This window comes from Mycobacterium sp., assembly GCF_019243155.1.
GTDB lineage: Bacteria > Actinomycetota > Actinomycetes > Mycobacteriales > Mycobacteriaceae > Mycobacterium.
The window spans coordinates 12188-35274 of record NZ_JAFAUS010000080.1 but is presented as its reverse complement, the minus strand read 5'-3'; the positions used below and the strand labels follow the sequence as shown (position 1 = coordinate 35274).

Annotated in this window: 24 protein-coding genes; 11 read left to right on the top strand and 13 right to left on the bottom strand. The window is 65.8% G+C overall.

All coding sequences use genetic code 11. The features are described from left to right. A partial coding sequence (locus tag JOZ00_RS04260) for an ATP-binding cassette domain-containing protein (RefSeq protein WP_293340087.1) occupies positions 1-2424 on the bottom strand: 2424 nt, incomplete at its 3' end. A gap of 25 nt (positions 2425-2449) precedes the next feature. On the opposite strand from JOZ00_RS04260, the gene JOZ00_RS04255 reads away from it, so the two are divergent. Next, entirely contained in the window at positions 2450-2698 is a 249-nt protein-coding gene (locus JOZ00_RS04255; protein WP_293340084.1) for a hypothetical protein, read from the top strand. 49 nt (positions 2699-2747) lie between these two features. Here the strand turns inward: JOZ00_RS04255 and JOZ00_RS04250 are convergent, their stop codons facing one another. Next, positions 2748-3791 carry an alpha/beta hydrolase gene (locus tag JOZ00_RS04250; protein ID WP_293340081.1) on the bottom strand — a complete coding sequence of 348 codons (1044 nt, stop codon included), beginning with the start codon at positions 3789-3791 and terminating at the stop codon, positions 2748-2750. Positions 3792-4000: 209 nt separating this feature from the next. Here JOZ00_RS04250 and JOZ00_RS04245 point away from each other — a divergent pair, with 209 nt between their 5' ends. Beyond that, the gene (locus tag JOZ00_RS04245) at positions 4001-4846 is read left to right on the top strand and encodes an SDR family oxidoreductase (RefSeq protein WP_293340078.1); all 846 of its coding nucleotides are present in this window, start codon (positions 4001-4003) and stop codon (positions 4844-4846) included. 4 nt (positions 4847-4850) lie between these two features. On the opposite strand, the gene JOZ00_RS04240 is transcribed toward JOZ00_RS04245, so the two are convergent. Both JOZ00_RS04240 and JOZ00_RS04235 read right to left on the bottom strand, forming a co-directional pair. Further along, positions 4851-5354 (bottom strand): isoprenylcysteine carboxyl methyltransferase family protein, encoded by a 504-nt coding sequence (locus JOZ00_RS04240; RefSeq protein WP_293340075.1) that lies wholly within the window; start codon positions 5352-5354, stop codon positions 4851-4853. Between the two features lie 13 nt (positions 5355-5367). Beyond that, positions 5368-6474 (bottom strand): 3-oxoacyl-[acyl-carrier-protein] synthase III C-terminal domain-containing protein, encoded by a 1107-nt coding sequence (locus JOZ00_RS04235; RefSeq protein WP_293340073.1) that lies wholly within the window; start codon positions 6472-6474, stop codon positions 5368-5370. Positions 6475-6658: 184 nt separating this feature from the next. On the opposite strand from JOZ00_RS04235, the gene JOZ00_RS04230 reads away from it, so the two are divergent. Next, a complete protein-coding gene (locus JOZ00_RS04230; RefSeq protein ID WP_293340070.1) occupies positions 6659-6964 on the top strand; it encodes a hypothetical protein in 306 nt (101 codons plus the stop codon). Here the strand turns inward: JOZ00_RS04230 and JOZ00_RS04225 are convergent. The 5 genes from JOZ00_RS04225 to JOZ00_RS04205 form a co-directional block, all read right to left on the bottom strand. Further along, complete coding sequence (locus tag JOZ00_RS04225) at positions 6961-7410, bottom strand: DUF1003 domain-containing protein (RefSeq protein WP_293340068.1); 450 nt, start codon at positions 7408-7410, stop codon at positions 6961-6963. The two genes, JOZ00_RS04230 and JOZ00_RS04225, sit on opposite strands and share 4 nt — an antisense overlap. Positions 7411-7436: 26 nt before the next feature. Further along, entirely contained in the window at positions 7437-9647 is a 2211-nt protein-coding gene (locus tag JOZ00_RS04220) for a molybdopterin-dependent oxidoreductase (protein WP_293340065.1), read from the bottom strand. A gap of 57 nt (positions 9648-9704) precedes the next feature. After that, positions 9705-10127: a PPOX class F420-dependent oxidoreductase gene (locus JOZ00_RS04215; RefSeq protein ID WP_293340062.1), complete on the bottom strand. Its 423-nt coding sequence runs from the start codon at positions 10125-10127 to the stop codon at positions 9705-9707. 102 nt (positions 10128-10229) lie between these two features. Then, complete coding sequence (locus JOZ00_RS04210; RefSeq protein ID WP_293340059.1) at positions 10230-10463, bottom strand: CsbD family protein; 234 nt, start codon at positions 10461-10463, stop codon at positions 10230-10232. 143 nt (positions 10464-10606) lie between these two features. After that, positions 10607-11452: a transglutaminase family protein gene (locus JOZ00_RS04205; protein WP_293340090.1), complete on the bottom strand. Its 846-nt coding sequence runs from the start codon at positions 11450-11452 to the stop codon at positions 10607-10609. A gap of 95 nt (positions 11453-11547) precedes the next feature. Between JOZ00_RS04205 and JOZ00_RS04200 the strand changes: the two genes are divergently transcribed. The 4 genes from JOZ00_RS04200 to JOZ00_RS04185 all read left to right on the top strand — a co-directional run bounded on the left by JOZ00_RS04200 (position 11548) and on the right by JOZ00_RS04185 (position 14946). Continuing rightward, positions 11548-12009, top strand: coding sequence for a nuclear transport factor 2 family protein (locus JOZ00_RS04200; RefSeq protein WP_293340056.1), 462 nt, complete (start codon positions 11548-11550; stop codon positions 12007-12009). A gap of 32 nt (positions 12010-12041) precedes the next feature. Continuing rightward, positions 12042-12446, top strand: a complete 405-nt coding sequence (locus JOZ00_RS04195) for a DoxX family protein (RefSeq protein WP_293340053.1) — start codon at positions 12042-12044, stop codon at positions 12444-12446. Positions 12447-12618: 172 nt separating this feature from the next. Then, a complete protein-coding gene (locus JOZ00_RS04190; protein WP_293340050.1) occupies positions 12619-14013 on the top strand; it encodes a wax ester/triacylglycerol synthase family O-acyltransferase in 1395 nt (464 codons plus the stop codon). Positions 14014-14073: 60 nt separating this feature from the next. Beyond that, positions 14074-14946, top strand: coding sequence for an alpha/beta fold hydrolase (locus JOZ00_RS04185; RefSeq protein ID WP_293340047.1), 873 nt, complete (start codon positions 14074-14076; stop codon positions 14944-14946). Positions 14947-14988: 42 nt separating this feature from the next. On the opposite strand, the gene JOZ00_RS04180 is transcribed toward JOZ00_RS04185, so the two are convergent. The 4 genes from JOZ00_RS04180 to JOZ00_RS04165 are packed head-to-tail and all read right to left on the bottom strand — an operon-like array spanning position 14989 to position 18827. After that, complete coding sequence (locus JOZ00_RS04180) at positions 14989-15579, bottom strand: PaaI family thioesterase (protein ID WP_293340044.1); 591 nt, start codon at positions 15577-15579, stop codon at positions 14989-14991. A gap of 19 nt (positions 15580-15598) precedes the next feature. Further along, positions 15599-16432 carry a mycofactocin-coupled SDR family oxidoreductase gene (locus tag JOZ00_RS04175; protein WP_293340041.1) on the bottom strand — a complete coding sequence of 278 codons (834 nt, stop codon included), beginning with the start codon at positions 16430-16432 and terminating at the stop codon, positions 15599-15601. Continuing rightward, entirely contained in the window at positions 16429-17232 is an 804-nt protein-coding gene (locus JOZ00_RS04170) for a mycofactocin-coupled SDR family oxidoreductase (RefSeq protein WP_293340039.1), read from the bottom strand. The genes JOZ00_RS04175 and JOZ00_RS04170 overlap by 4 nt, the downstream gene beginning before the upstream one ends. Next, positions 17229-18827, bottom strand: a complete 1599-nt coding sequence (locus JOZ00_RS04165) for an NAD(P)/FAD-dependent oxidoreductase (protein ID WP_293340036.1) — start codon at positions 18825-18827, stop codon at positions 17229-17231. Before JOZ00_RS04165 ends, JOZ00_RS04170 begins: the two co-directional genes overlap by 4 nt. Before the next feature lie 129 nt (positions 18828-18956). Between JOZ00_RS04165 and JOZ00_RS04160 the strand changes: the two genes are divergently transcribed. The 4 genes from JOZ00_RS04160 (at position 18957) to JOZ00_RS04145 (ending at position 22904) form a co-directional block, all read left to right on the top strand. Then, positions 18957-19235 (top strand): 2Fe-2S iron-sulfur cluster binding domain-containing protein, encoded by a 279-nt coding sequence (locus JOZ00_RS04160; RefSeq protein WP_293340033.1) that lies wholly within the window; start codon positions 18957-18959, stop codon positions 19233-19235. Positions 19236-19327: 92 nt separating this feature from the next. Continuing rightward, positions 19328-20512, top strand: a complete 1185-nt coding sequence (locus JOZ00_RS04155) for an acyl-CoA dehydrogenase family protein (protein WP_293340031.1) — start codon at positions 19328-19330, stop codon at positions 20510-20512. A 17-nt stretch (positions 20513-20529) separates the two neighbouring features. Then, positions 20530-21438, top strand: coding sequence for a biphenyl-2,3-diol 1,2-dioxygenase (gene bphC / locus JOZ00_RS04150; protein ID WP_293340028.1), 909 nt, complete (start codon positions 20530-20532; stop codon positions 21436-21438). Then, complete coding sequence (locus JOZ00_RS04145) at positions 21438-22904, top strand: FAD-dependent oxidoreductase (protein ID WP_293340026.1); 1467 nt, start codon at positions 21438-21440, stop codon at positions 22902-22904. The genes bphC and JOZ00_RS04145 overlap by 1 nt, the downstream gene beginning before the upstream one ends. The last annotated feature ends 183 nt before the right edge of the window (positions 22905-23087 follow it).

Sequence of the window (23087 nt, the reverse complement as noted above, 5' to 3'; positions counted from 1 at the left end):
CACCACCAGCAGCGGCATGATCTGCTCGTTGGACTTGGCGACGGCCGACAGGGCCAGCCCGAGCATGGCCGAGGCGACACACGTCAGCGCGACGTCGGCGAACAGCTCCAGACCCGGCTTGCCCAGCGCCACCGCACCCTGGGTCGGGGCGCCCTTGCCGAGCACCGCGATGATGGTGACGATCGCCGACTGGACGATCGCGAAGACCGTGTACACGCAGACCTTGGCCAGTAGGTACGCCGTCGTGGACAACCCGACCGCCTGCTCGCGGAGGAAGATTGCGCGCTCACCGATGAGGTCGCGGATGGTCAGGGCGGTGCCCATGAACACCGCGCCGACGTTGAGCAGCACCAGGATCTGCCCGGGCTCGTTGGGCGCGGCGCCCAGCGGGTTCGGTATCCCGAAGCCGACATCGCCGGGCACCGACATGGACAACGACCCCATGATGAACGGCAGCAGCGCGAGGAAGACGAAATAGCCGCGGTCGGAGACGATCAGCCGCATTTGGCGCCGGGCGATCGTGGAGAACTGCCGGACCAGGCTGGTATGCGAGGGATCGCCCAGCTCGGCGGGTTTCTCGGCGGGCGGCGGAGCGGGTGGCGGGCCCGTTCGGGCCAGGTAGCGCTCGCGGGACCCGTCGGGATCGTTGGCGACGGTGCTGAAGATGTCGGCCCAGTTGGTGGTGCCCATGGCGGGACCGATCTGGCTGGGTGGCCCGCAGAACGCGGTCTTGCCGCCGGGGGCCAGCAGTAACACCTGGTCGCAGACGTCCAGGTAAGTGAGCGAGTGGGTGACCACCAGGACCACACGACCGGCGTCGGCCAGCTGCCGCAGCATGGTCATCACCTGCCGGTCCAGCGCCGGGTCCAAGCCTGAGGTCGGCTCGTCCAGGATCAGCAGCGACGGCCCGGTGAGCAGCTCGAGCGCCACCGACGCGCGCTTGCGCTGACCACCGGACAGCTTGTCCACCCGAGTGTGCAGATGCTGGGTCATCTCGAGTTCTTCGAGGACCCGCGCCACCACCTGGGCGCGGTCGGCCTTCGTGGTGTCCGGCGGCAGCCGCAGCTCCGCGGCGTACATCAACGCCTGATGCACCGTCAGCTGCCCGTGCACCACATCGTCCTGCGGCACCATCCCGATCCTGCTGCGCAACGAGGCGTACTCGGCATGGATGTTGTGGCCTTCGAACGACACGGTCCCCGTCGTCGGGTGCGTGTACCCGGCGACCAGCCGGGCGAAGGTCGACTTGCCGGCGCCGGAAGGCCCGATGATGGCCGTCAGCGTGCCGGGCGGGGCGGTCAGCGAGATGTTGTCCAGCAGCGTTTTGTTGTTCTCGATCGTCCAGGTCACCCCGCGCGCATCGAGGCCGCCGCTGCGCGTCGCGGTCGCGGTCTGGTCGCGGCGGGCCAGGTTGCCGCCGTGGAAGACCAGGTCGATGTTGCCGATGGTGACCACGTCGCCGTCGTGCAGGACAGCCGAATCGACCCGGACGCCGTTGACGAAGGTGCCGTTGATGCTGCGGTTGTCGTGGATCTCCGTGCCCGAGGGCGACGTGAGCAGGGTGGCGTGGTGGCGTGACGCCAGGACTTCGGGGATGACGATGTCGTTGTCGTTCGCCCGGCCGATTTTTATCGCGCCGGGTGTCGACTCCAGGGCCTTGCCGGGCCGCAGGATCTTCATCATCGAGGTCGCGATGATCGACGAGTCACCGCCGACCCGGCCCGTCTCGAGGGCGGCCGGCTCCGCCGCGGTCGCCGGTGGCACGGTGGCGGCCGGCGGCACATGCATGGGCGGCGCCCGGTAAATCTGCGGTGCCGATTGCGGCCCGCTGGGCGGACCTACGTGCTGGCTACCGGTCGGGTATCGCGGCTCCGGCCCCGACTGCTGGATCGGTACCGGGCCGCTGGGCGGGCCCTCCGTCGGCGGGGCGGTCGGGGGATGGACCGGGTGGCGGAACGACACCGAGGGCGCCTGCTGAGCCGAGGGTGACTGCTGCGGCTGAGCGGGCCACTGCGGGCCGGACGCCTGGCCCTGCGGCACCCACGCAACCGGTCCATTGGGCGTGTTGAGGATCGGTATCGACGTCGTCGGCGGGGGCATACCGGCCGAGCCTTGGTGACGGCCGACCTCGAAGGTCAGCGCCGGTCCGTCCGGGTTACCGATGTTGACCCGCAGGCCGTCCTGGATGTCGACCATCGAGACGCGACGGTTGTTGACGTACAGCCCGTTGAGGCTGCCGTTGTCGATGGCCAGCCATCGACCCTGGTCAAATCGCACTATCAGGTGCGTGCGGGAGATCAGCGGGTGCGCGACGCGGAGATCAGCGCGCAGATCACGTCCGATCACCACATCGTTGCCCGCCGCGAAAGTGCGCTCGGATCCCTCGTACCGCACGGTCAACGCGGGTGGGACTGATCGGCTCATCGAATCCAACTGTATCGGCCGAGACGTGATCGGGTTGGGCGGTCGAGTCGTCTTGGTCCGTTATTCACCGCAAAGCACTCGGGTAACCGTCGAGGGATGTTTCACAGCGACGCCGAATTCCCCCAGCGAAGTCCCCGTCGCCGACGCCGACACTCCGCGTGAGGGTGGTCGCGGCAGCGGTATGCCGCTGGAAACGACGGGTTTCGACTGGCGGGAGCAGCGGCAAACGGTGCTCGCAGAACCCGAACTCGAGAAACCCGAGCAGGAAGGCTGAGGGCAGGTCGCTGTCGAATGCTAAGTGGTGCAAGCGGTTTCGTGACGTACTAACCGGCCACGGCTGCGCGCCGCAGGCTACGGGCGCTGGGAAGACCGTCACGCACGGTGGTGACGTCCTTGACGAAGTCGCCGACGTATTTGAGGGCCCGCCTGCCCTCGGGCAAGATGTCGGCGGCCAACGGGAAGTCGTGGATCTGCCCGTCCCAAAGGTGCAGATCGCAGCGGATTCCGCTGCCTTCCAGACGCTTGGCCATGAGTTCGGCGTCCGCCAGCAACAACTCATCGGAGCTCGCGTGAATGGTGACCGGTGGCAACGAGGACAGATCGGCGTCTACCGGCGAGGCAACCACATCGTCGTCCTGGCCTTGCAAAACCTGCGCCTGGCTCAGGTACTGGGCGAACATCGAGAACGCCCGCCGCGTGAACATGGAGCACTTACGCGCGTTGCGGTGGCTGAGCTTTCGCGCCGGGTCCGCGTCGGTGAATGGCGAGATCGCCGCGACCCCGGCCGGCTTCATGATGTGGCTGCGAATGGCCAGCAGGGTGGTCATGAAGGCCAGGTATCCCCCGGCCGAGTCGCCGGCGACAACGACCTTGTCGCCGTCGAAACCGTGGTCCTGCAGCCAGCGCAACCCGCTGATTCCGTCGTCGATCGCGTCGGTTATCTGGTGCGACGGAAGCTTGCGGTATCCGACTGCAAGCACCGGGGCATCGGCCGCCTCCGACAGACGGGCCACCAGCGAGCGGTGGGTGTTGAGACCGCAGGTGAGGAAAGCGCCGCCATGGAGAAACAGGATCGCGCGCTGCGTCGATACGCCGGGAGCGCGGACCCATTCGGCAGCGCAGTTCTCTAGTTGTACCGACTCGGTTTCCACCGGGGCGCCAAACCTCGGCATCAAACCCGCAAAACCGTCCACGTAATCAAATGGCCAGTGCAAATTCGATGTCATGGCCCAGGCCCGCACTGCGTTTTTCACGATTAACCGACTGGCGAGCGATACCGCAATCGACTGCGGACTATGGCGATGGTGAATTCGCTTCGTTGTCGCCGCGCTCGGCAATACGCGAAGCGGACCGGTAGTGCTGGCCATTTCCATCAACTCCTAGGTCGTCTTAATACCCCGTCCTACCGGACAAAAAACGACGAGTTAAAGCGCAGCAAATGTCGGGTCCCTCACTGTTTGCGATGGGGGGAGACGGGTATCACTAATGCCGTTGTCAGTCGTACCGTCGCGATTGGGACCGAATTTCGCCGATACCGGGGATTTCTCGCGTCGCCCGGTGACCCAAAATGTAAACGATGAACGAAGCAACGGATCCCGAACTACTGCTGGCCGGCCGAGTGGCGGTCGTCACAGGAGGCGGTGGCGGCATCGGCGCGGCAACCGCGCGGCTGCTTTCCCGGCACGGCGCGCACGTGGTTATCGCCGACATAGACACCGAACGCACCGAACAGGTGACAGCCGAGATCACGGCTGCGGGCGGATCAGCCCAGGGCGTCGTTACCGACGTCCGCGACGCGGACGCGGTCGCCAAGCTGGCGCGATCCGTGCTGGATCAATTCGGCCGGGTCGATGTGCTGGTCAACAACGTGGGGCACTGGCTGCGCCACCCGGGAAACTTCGTCGACACCGAGCCGGAACTATGGGACGAGCTGTACCGGATCAACCTGCATCACGTCTTCGTCGTCACCCGTGCGTTCCTGCCGGCAATGGTGGACCAACGCGCTGGTGCGATTGTCAACGTCTCCTCCGTCGAGGGCCTGCGCGGATACCCCGAGGATCCCGTCTATGCCGCATTCAAGGCCGCCGTCATTGCGTTCACGCGCAGCCTCGCGGTGCAGGTCGGCGGCCACGGGGTGCGGGTCAACGCGATCGCACCCGATGTCACCGAATCGCTTCAGGTGCCCTACTCGCAATGGCTGTCGGCCGACGAGCAGGGGCAGTGGCCGCAATGGGTGCCGGTCGGGCGGATGGGACTGGCCGAGGATCAGGCCAACGCGATCCTGTTCCTGGCGTCTGACATGTCGGCTTTCGTCACCGGCCACACCATCCCGACCGACGGCGGCACCGGCGCGGCGGGTGGATGGTTCCGCTCGTCGCGCCGGCCCGACCGCGAGTGGACGAATCGGCCTATCGCCCCCTGAGTGCTCAGGCGTAACCCAACGCCGCATTCTCCGCACGAATCCGGACGTTGAGCACCACGGCGTTGGCGATGGTGAACACGATCGCCGTCAGCCACGCCGAATGAACCAGCGGGAGCGCAGCCACCTCCGCCGCCACCGCGGTGTAGTTGGGGTGACGCACCCATCGATACATCCCGTCGGATACCAACGGTGCATCCGGGATCACGATAAGCCTTGGGTTCCAGCGCTTTCCGAGAACGCTGACGCACCGCCAACGAACGAAGGTGCTGAACGCCACGACGGCGAGCATCGGCCAGCCCAGCCATGCGATGAACGGCCGGCCCAGGGCCCAGGTCTCCACGACGCAGGAAACCAGCAGCAGGGCGTGCATGCTGACCATCGCCGGGTAATGATCGCGGCCGAACTCCTTGCCGCCGTGAGCCATTGACCACTTCGCGTTTCGCTGCGCGACCGCCAGCTCGACCAGACGCTCGGCACCGATGGCCAGGATGAACAGGTAGTAGTACATGCCTATCCCCCGCTCACCACTGCAGCAGCAACAGCTCGAAGCTGAAGCCCGGTCCCATCGCCAGCATTACCCCGACGGCGCCTTCGGCGGGCGGCTCGGCAACCGTGCGGCGCAGCACGTCAAGAACGGACGCCGAGGAGATGTTGCCGTTCTCCCGCATGGATTCGCGGCTGTGGGCCAACGCTTCCGGTGGCAAATCAATCGCATCCTCGATCGAGTCCAGCACTTTCGGACCGCCGGGATGACATACCCACGTCGAGATGTCCGCGACGGACAGGCCGTGGTCGGCCAGGAAACCGTCGACTTCTGCGCGCAGGTACTCGTCGGCCATCTTCGGGACGTCGCGCGACATCACCAGCTGAAAGCCGCTGGAGCTGACGTTCCACCCCATGACGTCGACGGTTTCCGGGACGACCCGGCTACGCGTCGCCAGCACCCGCGGGCCTTGGTTGCCGTTGCGGCTCCGCACAATTCGATCCGCGCCACTGACGACTACGGCGGCGGCACCGTCTCCGAACAACGACACACCGATGAGAGCGGGGATCGAGGTGTCGTCGCGTTGCAGTGTGAGAGAACATAATTCGACGGACAGCAGCACCGCGACGTGCTCCGGGTAGCCGCGTAGGTAATCGTAGACTCGCGCCATGCCGGCAGCCCCGGCCACACACCCCAGCCCGAACAGCGGAACGCGCTTGATGTCGGGCCGCAGGCCGAGTCGCGTCATCAGCCGCGCGTCGATGGTCGGCACGGCTATCCCGGTGCTCGAGACCATGACGATGGCGTCCACCTCATGCGGTTGCACGCCGGCCTCGGAAAGTGCCGAACGCACGGCCTGTTCACCGAGGTCAACGGCGACCTCGAGGTAGGCGTTGTTCGCTTCGGTGAAGCCACTCAGCTGCGGGTAGCGCGACAGCGGCAACGCGAGACTGCGGTGGTCGACCCCGGTCGTCTGCGCGAACCGCAGGAAAGCCGGATCGGTGAACTCGGTGAGTTCGCGAGCGACTTCGTCTTGGTTGTACCGGTGCTGCGTGAATGCGACCGCGGTGCCTGCGATCTGCGGAGCACCGCAGCCTTGCCGGCCACCACGGCGCTGGGATGTGGAATACGTTGTAACGGTCATGCCCGTGGCGACGACGGGAGCCCCGTAAAAAGTTCATCGCGTTGCGAGAAAGGTGAACTAGAACACAGCCGGGCTCGTCTTCATCGCAAGAGGCACAGATGCCTTCGGATTCAATTTTTCTGCGGTGCTGGGCCGCCAACCGCTGTAGTGTCAGCAAATACCTCTGTCGTGGTGAGGAGATCCCATGATTCCGTGGAAACGACCCGCGGCCGCAGTGGCGATCGCGGCGATGGCGCTTACCGCCGTTCCCGAAATGATCGCCCTGACACAGCCTTCCGGAACGACGCTGGCCGATGTGTGCGTCAACGCCGGGCGTCGCGTTTCGGTGAGCGGTTGCACCAACGTCGCCGACGCGGTCGCACCCTACGCCCCGCCGCCGGGCGCATACGCCCCCTTGCCGGAGGACTATCCGCCTCCGCCACCCCCGCCGCCGAATGTCAACGTGTGCGCCAATGTCGGCCGGCGGGTCAGTGTCAGCGGCTGCCTCTAAGCGGAGCCGCCGATGAAGCGGCGGTGCAATTCCTCTGTGAGAAGCTGGATTTGCCGCGTCAATTCGGTGTTGGTTTTCAGCTCCAGCTCCTGAGACTCGAAGTCGTGATCGGCTTTGGCCTGCTGGAAGGCCGCCTGGCGGTTTTGGCCAATCATGACGAACGTCGACAGGAAAATCGCCTCGAGCGAAACGACCAGGGCCAGGATCGGCCACGGGTAAGTCTCCAACATCGCGATCCACACCGTGAACCAGATGACATGAATCCAAACGAAGTTCATCGAGCCCGCGAACGCGGTGATGCGGTCTGCCAATCTCAGATGCACTCGTTCGCTTCGCCTCTTCGCGTCTTCCAGCACGGCCGGGTGGTGGATCTGTCTGTCGCGTACCAGCCGATGGGGAATGAGCTGGGGCATGCGCCGATCGCGTTTCGGACGTTCGGTTGACATGGTCGGTCCTTCCCGTCCGTACGGCTTCAACTGATCGTGACCGGGATGCCGTTGAGCGCGCCGTTGCCGGAGGGCTCGTCGACGAACGTCGGCGGCGACAGCACGTTGGTGTTTGCGCCGGGAGACTTGTTGGCCACCGACATCCGGGTCCCGGACTTGTCATGTCCCCAGCCGTGCGGCATCGACACCACGCCGGGCTTGATCGCGTCGGTGACCTCGATGGGCACCATGATCTCGCCGGCCTCCGATTTCACCGTGACGACGTCGCTGTCCGAGATGCCGAGGCGGGCCGCATCGTCGGGATGGATCAGCAGCGTGCAACGATCCCTGCCCCTCATCAACGCGGGCACGTTATGCAGCCAGGTGTTGTTCGAACGCAAGTGTCTGCGGCTCACCAGGACCAGCGATTCGGGCGGCCGTTCCAGGCGCGCGGCCAGCCGCGGTAGGTCGTCGAGCAGGTATTGCGGAGCCAGCCTGATCTTCTTGTCGGGCGTGCCGAGGAGGTCGGGCAGCTGCGACACCATGGGGCCGAAGTCGATTCCATTCGGGTTCGCCTTGAGCATGTCCAGGGTCAGCCCGCCCGGATTCTTGCCGTACTGGTCCCCGAACGGCCCTGTTCGCAAGGTGAGGTCCAGCATCCGCTCGGGACCACCCCGGTCGTAGAGCTTGCGGATCTCGGCGCCGTCGACGCCCCGGGTGAACGCCAGATAATCGAAGAAGCCGTCGTCGATCGCCGCGACATCGACGTCCTCGGCGGGCGTGCCGGTGCACAGGCCGGTCAGCCGGATCAGGATTTCCCACTCGTGGGGGCGATCGCCAGGATCGAACACCGGCGCCGAATAATTCGCGATGCTGCGGATCGCGAACAGCAGGATCAGGTCGTCGTGGTGCGGCTGTTCGAGCGGCGACAACCCCGGCAGGATGACGTCGGCGTGCCGCGTCGTCTCGTTGAGCCAAAGATCAATGGAGATCATCGCTTCCAGCGTCGGCAGAACCTCGTCGAGCCGGTCGCCGCCAGGGGTGGACAGGACCGGATTACCCGCGACCGTGATCAGTGCCTTCAGCTGGCCCTCACCCGGCGTGGCGATCTCCTCGGCCATACACGACACCGGCGCTTGCCCCAGAACCTCTTTCGCCCCGCGCACCCGGGTGTGCCAGCGGCCGAAGTCAGCGAGTCCGCCCTCCAGACCGGGCAGCGGCTGGGTGGTGATCGACCAGGCCGCCGGCCGCGGGAACATCGCCCCGCCCGGGACGTCGAAATGGCCTGTCAGGATGTTGATTACGTCGACCAGCCAGCTGGCCAGGCTACCGAACTCCTGATTGCACAACCCGATTCGGCCGTAGACCACGGACCTCTCGGTCCCGGCGAGCTCACGTGCCAGCCTCCTGATGGTGTCCTCGTCGATGCCGGTGACGTCGCTGACGCGCTCCGGCGGCCAGTCCGCCGCGACCCTGCGCATGGTGTCGACCCCGTCGACGTCAGGTCCCGGGTTGACGAGGTCTTCAGCGAAGAGGGTGTGCGCGACGGCCAGCAGCAGTGCCGCGTCGGTGCCCGGCACAATCGGCAGCCATTCGTCGGCCCGAGCGGCCGTCTGGGTGCGCACGGGGTCGATCACGATCACCTTGCCCCGTTTGCGGATTGCCTCGATCAGGCCCATCACGTCCGGTGCGGCCAACAGTGAACCCTGGGACGCGGCGGGGTTGGCGCCCATGATGACCAGCAGATCGGTGCGTTCGATGTCGGGCACCGGAAAGTTCCACCACAGTCCGTACATCAGATGCGAGGAGAGGTTTTTGGGCCACTGGTCGACGGTGCCTGGCGAGTACGTGATCGGCATTCCGGACATGCCCATCAGCACGCCCGCGTAGCGGGCCAGCGAAAACGAATGTGCCAGCGGGTTGCCGGTGTAGGCGGTGACCGCACCGATGCCGTAATTTTCGATCACCGGCGTCAGTAATTCGGTGCAGCGGCGAAACGCCGCGTCCCAGGTGACCTCCTGCCAGTGCCCGTCGACCTTGATCATGGGGTGGCGAATACGGTCCGGATCGTGGTGGACCGCCCCTAGCGACACGCCCTTCGGGCACAGGTGACCGCGGCTCCACACATCGTCCCGGTTGCCGCGGATGCTGGTGACTCTGCCGCTGTCGGGGCCGCCTTCAACGCGAATCTCTAAGCCGCACATGGCTTCACACAATGGGCACGTGCGCAGATGCCTGCTGGTTTCGCCGGTCGTCACCCAATCACTTTATTGCGCTACGCCCGGTAGCGGAAGGATGAAATCACAGGGTCACCGTCAGGATGCCCAGGGGCCCACGCCGCCGACCTTGTCGATGCGGATGCGGGTCAGAAATCCGGGCGGCGCGCCGTCCGGCGGGAATTTCAAGGCCGGGTCTCCGAGAACCGGGTTGAGCTCCTTGAGCAGCTCGGGTGCGCCGCCCTCGACGATCCGCGCCGTTCCGGTGACGGACAGGTAGGGCCGCATGGCGCCGGCGCCGTCGAGAGACAGGATCGTCACGGCAACCCGGGGATCGTTCCGGACGTTGCGAACCTTCTTGTGTTCGCTGAGGTGCGCGGTGACGAGTTCGTCGCCATTTGGTGTTGATTGCAGAGCGGCCCAGACCACGCTTACCTGGGGGCTGCCGTCGGGATTGAGGGTGACGAGGGTGGCGTCGGCACCCCTGCCGATGAGGTCGCGCGCGGCATCGTTGAGTTTCATGCGTTGTTCTACAGCCCGGCACGCCAATTCATTCCCGCCACGTGTCGAAACGAAGGCGGTGGCCCGGTCCCAGACGGAAACCGGGCCACCGTTGCGCGCTCGCTATTGCTCGGCCTTTTGGCGAGCCTCGTTGACGTCGGCGGCTTTTCGGGCGCTTTCGGCCTCGGCCTCCTTTTTGGCGGCGTCCCGTTGCGCGTCGCCCTTGTCCTGCTGCGCCTGACCCTCGCGCTCCAGGTCGTCACGCCCGGTTACCGCACCGGCGACCTCCTTCGCCTTGCCCTTCACTCCCTCGACGATGCCCTCGATGGCTTCTTGGGGACCGCTCTTGTCCGACATACGTCCTCCTTGGTGTCGTGTGTCGCGCGCTCGGCGCGTCGAGCAGCGTCGTCCGCTCGCTCCGAATATTTCCCGAACAGTGGCGTCGACAAACACGGCCGGCGAGTAGCGCTCGCCACATCGACAAGCCGAGACCGGAGCGCCTACCGCAGACTCACCAGCTGATCCACGGAATCCCGGGGCAGGTCGCCGTCGACCACCGCCGTGACGATGGCGCTCTGCAATGTGACAGCGCCGTGATGGTTGTCGAGGAACGCCGTGTCGGCGGCATCTCGGCCGGTGGCGATGCGCACCATCGACTGCCGCGGCGCCAGGCAGGTCGCGTCGACTACGCGCCACACCCCGTCGACGAACGCCTCGGCCACCGCGTGAAAATCCATCGGAGCGCAGCCTGGCGCATAGACGGCCGCCAGGCGGGCGGGCACGTAGAGCGCGCGCAGCAGGGCGACCACCAAGTGGGCATAGTCACGGCACACGCCCGCACCCGCCAACAAGGTGTCCGTGGCCCCGTCGATCGGATCACTCGATCCCGGAACGTAATTCAGGCGAGTACCCACCCACGACGACACTTTTTCCAGCAACGTCAGCGAGGCTCCATACCGCTCGAACTCGGTGGCGGCAAAGCCGAAGAATTTGTCAGCCTCGGCGTATCGGCTCGGACGAAGATAGGTGATCAGGTCGATGTCGCGCACCGGCGCGGGATCGGCTTGGCCTACTACAGTCGCCGAGTAGGACAGGCTCACAATCCCCCTGTCCGCCCGCACCGTATGGATCCGTGTGCCGTGCTCCCCGATGATTTCGCGAGGCTCAATCGCCTTGCCGTTAAACGTGATTGCCAACGACTCGCTGACATCAAGCCCCGGCGACCGGGCCACGGCGACCTGGAACTCCAGCTCGGTCGCCTCGTCGACCTCGACTTCGATGTCGGCGCCGACGTTGCGTTTGAGATCTCTTGGTGTAATGACCGTCCCCCTGCCTCGCGGCCGCATCCGAATGCGGGCACGCACGTGCTTACGCTGTTAATCCAACACAACAAACCGCCGCCGCGCAGGGCGCACGACGGTGCGGGCGAGGAGACACGACGGTGGAGATGTGGGAGTTGGTCGCCCGCGAGCGAATACGGGACACCTTGGCGCGGTACAACTGGTCCGGTGACGCCGGCAGGCTCGACGGACTCGCGGAGACGTTCTGCACCGACGGTGTTCTCGAGATTCGCGGATTCGAGCCGCTGCACGGAAGGTCAGAGATCGTGACGTTCCTCAGTGGCGTCACCGGAAAGGTGTCGGACGACGCCGCCAAGAATGTCCCGGTCAAACCGCTCGTCCGCCACAACGTCGCGAACGTGTCGTTCGGCGAGGTGGCACCCGATCAGGCTCAGGTCGCCTCGTACTTCACCGTGATCACCAACATCGGGCTCGATCACTGCGGCCGGTATCGCGACACCCTGATTCCCGTCGGTGACGCGTGGCTGATCAAGCACCGCAAGGTATCGACCGACTGGACCGCTCCCGAATCGACCATGGCCCGCCAGCCCTCCGGACGATGATGCGGGGGTCCCCTGTCGAGACCGATCGCGCCGTGGCGTACCTGCTGCTTCGGGTGACCATCGGGACCAGCCTGTTCGGGCACGGTTTGGTCCGGATGCCGAAGCTGAGTGCCTTTCACGCCCAGATGATGGGCGAGTTCAAGGCCTCGATTCTGCCCGCCGCCCTCGTCTCCCCCTGCGTGTACGTGTTGCCGTTCGTCGAGTTGGCCACCGGAGTCTTGCTGGTGGCCGGCGCGTTCACCCGTGTGGCCGCCGCCGCCGGTGCGCTGGTGATGATCGTCCTGGTTTTCGGAGCCACATCGATCGAGCACTTCAACGTGATCGGTGAGCAACTTCTGCACGCAATGCTTCTTGCCGCCGTGGTCGCCTTCCGGAGCCACAACAGGTATTCCGTCGACAACCTGCTCATATCGCGAATCAGCAAGTCCATGGGGTAGCGATTTCGTTAAATGTACCGACGAGATGTTTGCCGGAAGTCCCCCAACGGCTACAGATAGTAGTCACACAAACATAATGCGGTTGCCCTCACGCGTGCCCTTCTGGAGAGGCCGGGGCTGACCGCCGGTCATGTGACCAGCGGTCATAGCCGCGCAAAAGAGACGAGTGGGGATGCAGCGACTCAGCGGGCTAGATGCGTTTTTCCTGTACCTGGAATCTCCGACGCAGCCTTTGAATGTTTGCTGCGTCTTGGAGTTGGACCCGGCGACGATGCCGGGCGGCTATTCGTTTGACGTCTTCCGCGAGGCGTTGTCGGCGCGCGTCGACGCCGTGCCCGAATTCCGTCTCAAGCTGGCCGACAACCAACTGAATTTCGATCATCCCGTGTGGGTGGACGACGAGCGTTTCGACCTGGCGCGCCACCTGCATCGCGTCGCGCTCCCCTCGCCCGGGGGCCCGAAGGAGTTAGCGGAGATCTGCGGTCACATCGCCGGACTGGCTCTCGATCGCGACCGCCCCCTATGGGAGATATGGGTGATCGAAGGCCTGCACGGCCGAGACGGTTTGTCGATCGTCTTGAAGGCCCACCACGCCGTGGTCGACGGGGTCGGCGGAGCCAACCTGCTGGCCCAGTTGTGCAGCACCGACCCGGACGCGCCTGCGCCGGAACCGGCCGCCCGCATCGGCGGTGCGAACCCGCTGCAAATCGCTGTATCCGGGCTGGTGGGGGCCATGTTGCGGCCTTGGCGCGTGTCGAAGGTGCTGCCGGCCACCGTGGCGACGCTGGCAAAGACCGTGGTTCGCGCCCGCGGCGGCGGGCACACCATGGCCGCCCCGTTCGCGGCCCCGCCGACCGATTTCAACGGCTCGTTCACCCGTCGCCGCAACATCGCTTTGACCAACTTGGACTTCGAGGACGTCAAAACGGTCAAAAGCAGATTCGGGGTCACCGTCAACGACGTGGTGACGGCGCTGTGCGCGGGGTCGTTGCGCCAGTTCCTGTTGGACCGCGACCAACTGTCGGACAGCCCGCTGGTGGCCAGCGTGCCGGTCTCCGTGCGGGGCAAATCCGATCGGCCGGGCCGCAACCAGACGACCTGGATGCTGTGCCGGCTCGAAACCCACATCGATGACCCGGCCGAACGATTGCGCAGCATCGCCGCGGGAAACGCCGCCGCGAAGGACCACGCCGCCTCGATGGGTCCCACGCTGCTGCAGGACTGGACGCAAGTGGCCGGACAGACCATGTTCGGCACGGCGATGAAGCTGCTGCCCCGGATACCGCTGCCCGAGAAGCCGCCGCACAACCTGGTGATGTCGAATGTGCCCGGCCCACAGGAACAGCTCTACTTTCTGGGCTGCAGACTCGACGCGATGTATCCGCTCGGTCCGATCATCGCGGGCGCCGGCCTCAACATCACCGTCATGTCCCTCAACGGCCGTCTGGGTGTCGGCATCATCTCCTGCCCCGACCTCGTCCCCGACCTATGGGATCTCGCCGACGCGTTTCCCGCAGCGCTCAAAGAGCTGCTGAATTGCAGCGAACCGAGGCACGACCAAAGCTGACCGGCCCGCTCAGCGGAACCCCATCCGGTCGCGCCGCCACGGCATGGCAGGGTGACATCCGTGGCAGACACTTCTGGACAGGTCACCGCGGCAGACCTGCGTGAGATCAGCACCAAAAAGGGCGCTTTGCGCTACTACGACACTGGCAATGAATCCGGTCCGGTGCTGCTTTTCCTGCACGGCTCGGGCCCGGGCGTCACCGGGTGGCGCAACTTTCGCGGGATCCTGCCCACGTTCGCCGATCACTTCCGCTGCCTGATCTTGGAGTTCCCCGGGTTCGGAGTCAGCGACGACTTCGGCGGCCACCCGATGATCACCGCGTTCGGCACCGTCCCGCCTTTCCTCGACAAGCTCGACGTCCAACGGGTGCACATCGTCGGCAACTCGATGGGCGGCGGCGTCGGCATCAACTTCGCCACCCAGAATCCGGACCGCGTCGAGCGATTGGTGACGATCGGCGGAATCGGGACCAACATCTTCAGCCCGAGCCCCAGCGAGGGCATCCGGCTGCTGCAGGAGTTCGTCGAGGATCCCACCCGGCAACGGCTCGTCGACTGGCTGAAATCCATGGTGTACGACCTGTCGCTGATCACCGAGGAGCTGATCGAGGAACGCTGGCAGCTGGCCATCGATCCAGTCACCCTCGAAGCCGCGCGCCGGATGTATGGCAAGGCCGCGTTTTCCGCGATGAACGACGCGATGAAGGCTTCCGACCGGCCGATGCCGTGGGCGATGATGCACAAGCTGACGGTGCCCACCCTGCTGACATGGGGTCGGGATGACAGGGTGAGTCCGCCCGACATGGCACTCATCCCGATGCGCACCATTCCCAACGCGGAACTGCACATCTTTCCCAACTCCGGGCACTGGGCGATGATCGAGGCCAAGGAGGCCTTCGAAAGCACGGTGCTGGCGTTCTTGTCCCGCGGTTAAGGCGATCGCGAGCGCGGCGGAGCCGGGCGAGGCGCCATCCGCTTAGGACGTGTCACGCGGAAAGATGAACACGCCTTCCGCGGTGACCGTGACGCCCTGGCTGTCGGCGATACGGCCCTTGGCGAAAGTCTTTGTGCCGTCTATGCGCTCGACGTGTGCGTCCACGCGTAACGGACCTAGCGGCGTTCCCCGCTCATAACGCAGAGTCAGCGTGCCGGTGTATGCGGGGCGCCCCGGCTGGTGGGCGGTTGAGCCGAGTACATGGTCGAGAATCAATGCGCATACCCCGCCGTGGACGTGACCCGGCGGGCCCTCGTACGCCGCGCCGAGGGTGATCTCGGTCCACACGGCACCATTAGCATCACGATGGATAGCGAGTGGGGGCGCAACGGGATTACGTACGCCGATCGCCACGTTGCCCGCCGCCGCAGGCTGTTCGTCGATAGTTTCGCGGATGCCGAAAGAACCCGGTATTAGAGCGTCGCTCAGCTGGTCGATCGCACGATCTATGTGCGCCTTGGCCGTTGCGACCCGGTGGGCGTCTACCTCGGTGCGGATGGTGACATCGATGAGGCGGCGTACAGATTCGGCCAACGATTCATACACCGATCCGCCTCCGTCGCCTTCAGTCATCTCTCACCGTCCCCCGTATTCATCGCTGCGTTGCGCCGGCGTCGACGGGCAGGGTAATCGCAGTGACGTAGCGAGCTTCGTCGGAGGCCAAGAACAGTGCGGCGTTGGCGACGTCCACCGCATCCACCCACGGCACCCCGAGCAAGTTCATCGCGCGGGCCGCCTCGGCGAATTCGGCACGGGTGGGCGGCCGGTCCAAGTCGGGACGAAACGCGCTGCCGACGACGTCGTTCTGAATCATCGGGGTGTCGACGTTCGTCGGATGAACGCAGTTGACCCGGATGTTATGCGGCGCAAGCTCGCTGGCCAGGCTGCGCATCAGGCCGACCACACCGTGCTTGGCGGCAGTGTAGTGAGCGACCCCGACCAGGCCCCGCATGCCGGCAATAGAATTTGTCAGGATCATCGCGCCGGTTCTGCGCGCGATCAGGTGTGGGGTCGCCGCCCTGCAGGTGTGCCACACGCCGGTGAGGTTGACGTCCAGCATTGTGCGCCAGGCGTTTTCGGTGAGCTCGAGTGCCGTTCCGCGCGAAGTGATTCCGGCGGTCGCGCATACCAGGTCCAATCCGCCGAATTTCTCGACGCCGCGTTCGACCGCCGCCTGCATCGCGGTCAGTTCACGCACGTCGACGATCTCGGTGTGTATCCGCGCGCCGGCCTCGGTGACCATCGAAGCAGTCCGGTCGAGGTCGGCAGGTGTGGCGTGCGGGATGATCACGGTGTCGAGCGGAGCGCACACATCCAGCGCCACGATGTCGGCCCCCTCTTGCGCGAACCGCACCGCCTGCGCGCGGCCGATCCCCCGCGCCGCACCAGTGATCACGGCGACCTTGCCGTCCAGCCGTCCGGTCACGTGGTCTTCTGGGTCAGGCCGGCATCGACAACCATCTGCGTGCCGGTGATGTAACGGGCGTGGTCGGAGGCCAGGAAGATCACGGCGTTGGCCACGTCGACGGGCTCGACCCAGGGCACCGGCAGCAGGTTGCGCGCCTGGAGAACCTCGGCGGCGTCCGCGGCTGTGGGACTGTCCAGATCCGGTCGCAGCCGTCGAAAGGTGGCCTCGTTGAGGACCATCGGGGTCGCGACCGGGCCGGGGTGCACAGTGTTGACCCGAATGGCTCGCGGCCCGAGTTCGTTGGCAAGCGTGCGAGCCAGGCCCACCACCGCATGCTTGCTGGCGGTGTAGTGGGCGGTGTTCGGGAGGCCGCGAAGCCCGCTGGTGGAGCTGATGATGATGACCGAGCCGCCCTGCTTTCCGATGTACGGCACGCCCACCTTCACCGTGTGCCAAACGCCAGTGAGGTTGATATCGAGGGTTCGTTGCCAAGTTTGCGGGTCGAGCTCCCAAGATGGCGCGCCTTGCATGTGGATTCCGGCATTGGCGACGACGATGTCCAACCGGCCCAATTGGGCGACCCCGGTATCGATTGCACCCGTCATCGCTGAGAGGTCGCTGACATCGGCCAGGCCGGTCACGCACCGTCGACCACGGTTCTCGACTTCGGTTGCGGTACCGTGCAATTCGTCGGCATTATCCGGCGCGTCGAGCGCGATCACATCGGCGCCTTCATCGGCGAACCGCGCGCAGTGCACGCGCCCGGTGCCCCGCGCGGCGCCGGTGACCAAAACGACTTTGTCCAGCAATCCTGTCATCGTTTGATTAAATCGAAGCCCTTGTAGCCGGCATCGGCCACCTCTGCGCAGATGTCGTTGTAGGTCGCGAAACCCCCGACGAACAACATGAAACCCCTCGGCTTCCCGGGGACGTTGGCGCCCATGTACCAGGAATTCGCCTTGCTGAACAACGTTTCGTCGGCACGTCTGGCGCATTCGGCGCCCCAACCGTCGACGCTGTCGGCGGTGGCTTCCAACGCGGCATGACCATGGTCGTCGAGATAGGCGATGGCCTTTGCGATCCAGTCCACCTGGGCCTCGGCATGCAGCACCATGTTCGCCAGCACGGCGGGTGCCCCCGGCCCGGATATCAGGAACAGATTGGGAAACCCGTCGACCCCTAGTCCCAGATAGGTGCGCGGCCCATTCGCCCAAGCGTCGAGCAGCGTTTCCCCGCGGCGGCCGACGATGTCGATCTTGCCCAGCGCACCGGTCATCGCGTCGAATCCCGTTGCCAGCACGATCATGTCGAGGTCGTAGTGCCTGTCGATGGTGTTGATGCCGGCGGCGTCAACCGATTCGATCGGGGTGGCGCGGACGCTGATGAGCGTCACGTCGGGACGGTTGAAAGTTTGAAAGTAGTTGCTGTCGGTGCAGATTCGCTTGGTTCCGATCGGATGGTCGGTGGGTATCAGCAGGTCGGCGACGACAGGATCGTCGATGAGGGCGCGTACCTTCTGCTCGTAGAACCTGCGCGCCTCCTCGTTGGCTTCCAGGTCGGTCATCTGGTCCGGAAACGTCTTCGAGAACAGCACGCCGCCCAGCTGCCAGCGCTTTTCAAACGCTGCGCGGCGCTCTTCGGGGGTGAACGCAAACGTCGGCTTCGCAGCGGTGACGTGCGGTGAGCCGCCACCGCTGCGCCACGACGATCGGCGACGATCGGCGTAGGTGGCCTTGATGTCGTCGAGTTCGTTGGCGGACAACGGTTTGTTACCGGCGGGGACGCTGTAGTTAGGCGTGCGCTGGAAGACGTAGAGGTGCGCGGCGTGCTCGGCGATGATCGGAATCGATTGAATACCAGAGGATCCGGTGCCGATCACCGCGACACGCTTGCCGGTGAAGTCGACCGGATCGTGCGGCCAGGCGGCGGTGTGGTGGATCTCCCCCGCGAACGTGTCCAGGCCGGTGAAGCTCGGAGTCATGGCCGCCGACAGCGGCCCCGTCGCCATCAAGCAAAACCGTGCCGACAGCATCCGACCCGCGTCGGTCGCGATCGTCCACCGAAGCGTCACCTCATCGAGAACGGCCGAGACCACTCGCGTGTTGAACAAGATGTCGCGGCGCAGGTCGAGTTTGTCGGCAACCCAGTTCAGATAGCGCAGGATCTCGGACTGGGTCGCGTACTTCTCCGTCCAGCTCCACTCCTGCTGTAATTCGTCGGAGAACGAATAGCAGTAGTCAACACTTTCGACATCGCAGCGCGCGCCGGGATACCGGTTGTAGTACCAGGTGCCGCCCAGCTCGGGCGCGGCTTCGAGCACCCGCACCGAGAGTCCTTGGGCGCGCAGCTTATGCAGGGCGTAGAGGCCGGCGAACCCCGCGCCGACCACTACGACGTCGAGAGACTCGTTCACAGCGCCGACGGTAGGTCCTGCGCCGCAGCGGTCCGCTCGGCATCCCGGTCAGCGGACACCGAACGCGAATCGTCCCGACCATCGGGCGCGGCTGGCCGCCGGCCCGTGGTGATCGCAGACGATCGGCGCATGTCAGAAGTTGCACACGTCGAGGTCGACCTCGATGGTCAGCGCCATCGGCTCCGGTGGCCGCACGGTCAAACCCTCGTGGAGATGTTGCTCGAGGCGGGCATCGATGTGCCCCACTCGTGCCGCGAGGGCCGTTGCGGGTCGTGCGTCGGCACCCTGCTGCGGGGCCGGGTCGACATGGCCGCCTGCCAGGTCCTCGGGCCCGACGATCTACGGGACGGCCTGATTCTCGCGTGCCAGGCGAGGCCGGCCAGCGCGGATCTGCATATCGAGTTCTGACCCTCAATTGCGTCCGCTGACCGGGATTACCTACGGGACGGGCGCCGACTGCGGTACACCATTACTAAGCCCATACACGTAAGGACAAGGACATGAGCGAGCGCGTAATCGACCAAGTAGTGGCACTGGCGGATCAGTTGCGCGACCAGGCCGAGGAAGCCGAGAGGGTCGGCCGGCTCACCGACGACACGGTCAAGCTGATGAAGTCGGCCGGCCTGATCCGGCTGCTGCAGACCAAGCAATATCAGGGCTTCGAGGTCCACCCCCGCGAATTCGCCGAGACGACGATGGCCACCGCCGCGCTGGATCCGGCGGCCGGCTGGATCGTCGGCGTGGTGGGCGTGCACCCCTATCAGTTGGCCTACGCGGATCCCAAAGTGGCCGCGGAGATCTGGGCCGACGACGTCGACACCTGGATGGCCTCCCCCTATGCGCCGCAGGGCGTGGCCAAGCCGGTCGACGGCGGCTACATCTTCAACGGGCGCTGGCAGTTCAGCTCGGGCACCGACCACTGCGACTGGATCATCCTGGGTGCCATGCTCGGTGACGAGAAGGGCATACCGTTGATGCCGCCGCAGATGCTGCATATGATCCTGCCGCGCAAGGACTATGAGATCGTCGAGGACTCGTGGAATGTGGTGGGGCTGCGGGGAACCGGCTCCAAGGATGTGATCGTCAAGGACGCGTTCGTCCCGACCTACCGGACGATGGACGCGACGAAGGTGATGGACGGCACCGCGCAGCGTGAGGCGGGCATGACCGAGCCGCTGTACCTGATGCCGTGGTCGACGATGTTCCCGCTGGGCATCTCCGCGGCGACCATCGGCATCGCCGAGGGCGCGTTGGCCGCACATCTCGACTATCAGCGGGCGCGCGTCGGCGCGACCGGTACGGCGATAAAGGACGACCCGTACGTCATGTACGCCGTCGGCGAGGCCGCGGCCGACATCAACGCCGCCCGCCAGGAGCTGCTGGCCAACGCCGACCGCATCTACGACATGGTCGCGGCAGGAAAAGAGGTGTCGTTCGCCGACCGCGCGGCGGGGCGTCGCACCCAGGTGCGCGCCGTGTGGCGCGCGGTGTCGGCGGTCGACGACATCTTCGCGCGCTCCGGTGGCAATGCGGCGCGGATGGACAAGCCGTTACAACGGTATTGGCGTGACGTCCACGTCGGACAGATGCACGCCATCCACGTCCCGGGCACCACCTACCACGCGGCGGCGCTCAGTTCGCTTGGCGTCGAGCCGCCCGAGGGCCCGCTGCGGGCTCTGATCTGAGCAGGGAGGACATGGGCGTGACTGACCTGAAAAGCCTTGGCTACATCACGATTTCGACAAACAATATCGACCGCTGGCGGCACTTCGCATTCGGAGCCCTCGGTTTCGCGGAAGGCAAGGGCCCGGACTCCTCGGCGCTGTATCTGCGGATGGACGAGCGGGCGGCCCGCCTGATCGTGGTGCCCGGTGAGACGGACCGGGTGCTCACCGTGGGCTGGGAGGTCCGCGACCACCCGGGCCTGCAGCGCGTCAAGGCCGCGCTCGACGGCGCGGGTGTGGCGTTCAAGCAACTGTCCGTCGATGAGGCCGAGGCGCGCCGGGTGGAAGAGGTGATCGCCTTCGACGACCCGGCCGGCACCACGGTCGAGGTTTTCCACGGAGCTGTGCTCGACCATAGCCCGGTCGTCACCCCGTTCGGCGCGAGGTTCGTCACCGGCGATCAGGGCATGGGCCATGTGGTGGTGCCAGCGATGGATCCGGGCGGGCTGTTCGACTTCTACACCGAGGTCTTGGGTTTCCGGTCCCGCGGCGCCTTCCGGGTGCCGTTGCCGAAGGAGTTCGGTCCGGTGCGGGTTCGCTTCCTCGGCATCAACGAACGCCACCACAGCCTCGCGATCGTCCCGGCCGCGCATCAGCGCGACCCGCGGCTGGTGCACATCATGGTCGAGGTCGACACCCTCGACGCGGTGGGCCAGGCGCTGGACCGCGTCAACGCCGAGGGCTTCCAGCTGTCATCCACGCTCGGCCGCCACACCAACGACAAGATGATCTCGTTCTACGTCCGGGCGCCCGGCGACTGGGACATCGAGTTCGGCACCGACGGGATGCGCGTCGACGAAACCTATTACACGGCCGAGGAAATCACGGCCGACAGCTACTGGGGTCACCAATGGGTCGGTGAGATGCCCGCCGCGATGCGAATGTGATGACACCCGACACCGACGTCACACCGATCAGCGCTTCGTCGGTCACCTCGTGGGATCATGAGGCCGACGTCGTCATCGCCGGTTACGGCGTCGCGGGTGCCGCTGCCGCGGTCGAGGCAGCGCGCGCCGGGGCCGACGTCCTGGTCCTGGAACGCACCGGCTCGTGGGACGGCGCTGCGGCGATGGCCGGCGGGTTCATCTACCTCGGCCGCGGCACTGGACTGCAAAAGGCTTGTGGCTTCACCGATTCCGTCGACAACATGGCGGCGTTCCTCAACGTGGCGATGGGACCGGGGGCCGACGAGAACCGGATCGCCGACTACTGCGCCCGCAGTGTCGCCCACTTCGACTGGCTCGTCGGCTGCGGTGTGCCGTTCAAAGCCGAGTTCTTCGCCGAGCCCGGCTGGGAGCCGATGGGCGACCAGGGCCTGATGTACAGCGGCGGCGAGAACTCGTACCCGTTCAACACGATCGCGGATCCCGCCCCGCGCGGCCACGTGCCGCAGATGCAGAACAAGAAGCAGGGCGAGGCGAGCGCGGGCTTCATGCTGATGAAGCCGCTCGTCGATACGGCCACAGCGGCGGGCGCACGGGCGATCTACGACGTGCGCGTGCAAAGCCTGGTGGTGGAATCCGACGGCCGGGTGGTCGGCCTCCGCGCCCGGCAATACGGCACGCAGATGACGATCCGGGCGCGCCGGGGCGTCGTGCTGGCGACGGGCAGTTTCGCCTACAACGACTCGATGGTGGCGCGCTATGCCCCCCGGATCGCCGGGCGTCCGGCGGCCTCGATCGAGCAGCATGACGGGCAGGCGATCCGGATGGCCCAGGCGCTGGGCGCGGATCTGGCCCACATGGACGCGACCGAGGTCGCCATCTTCATCGACCCGCAGCAGTTGGTGCGCGGGATCCTGGTCAATGGTCGCGGCCAGCGCTATGTCGCCGAGGACACCTATCCGGGCCGGATCGGGCAGCTCACGCTCTACCACCAGGACAACACGGCCTACCTGATCATCGACAGCGACGCTCAGGAAGAGGCGATGGCGTCGTGGTCACCCAAGTTCATGCTTCGCCCGGCGACCTGGGTGGCTGACACCGTCGCGGAGTTGGAAGGCGAGATGGGCCTGGCGCCGGGTGCGCTGCAGGCGACCGTGGCCGCCTTCAACGAGGGCGCGGCCCGCCGCGAGGACCCCCTGCTGCACAAGAAGCCGGAGTGGCTCAAGCCGATCGGATCTCCGGTCGGCGCAATCGATTTGCGCGAGAACACCGGCGGCTTCACCCTCGGCGGGCTGGCTACCACGTTGGACGCCGAGGTGTTGCATGTCAGCGGTGAGCCGATCCCCGGGCTTTTCGCCGCGGGCCGTTCGACCGCCGGGCTGGCCGCCTGGGGTTATGCCAGCGGCGTCTCGCTGGGCGACGGCAGCTTCTACGGGCGGCGCGCGGGACGGTCGGCCGTTAAGGCCTGAGCCATCCTCCAGCGCCGTTGAGTGTGTACTGGCGGCTTTCGGTGTTACCTCAGGGCGGGATTTCGCCCAATCTCCCGCCCTGGATGCACACCCAACGCTGGGCTGGCCGCATTGGTGTGTGACAGCAGCCACACCGATGTGGTAGAAACAGATATTCCTAATAGGAATATGCCAGCCAGATAC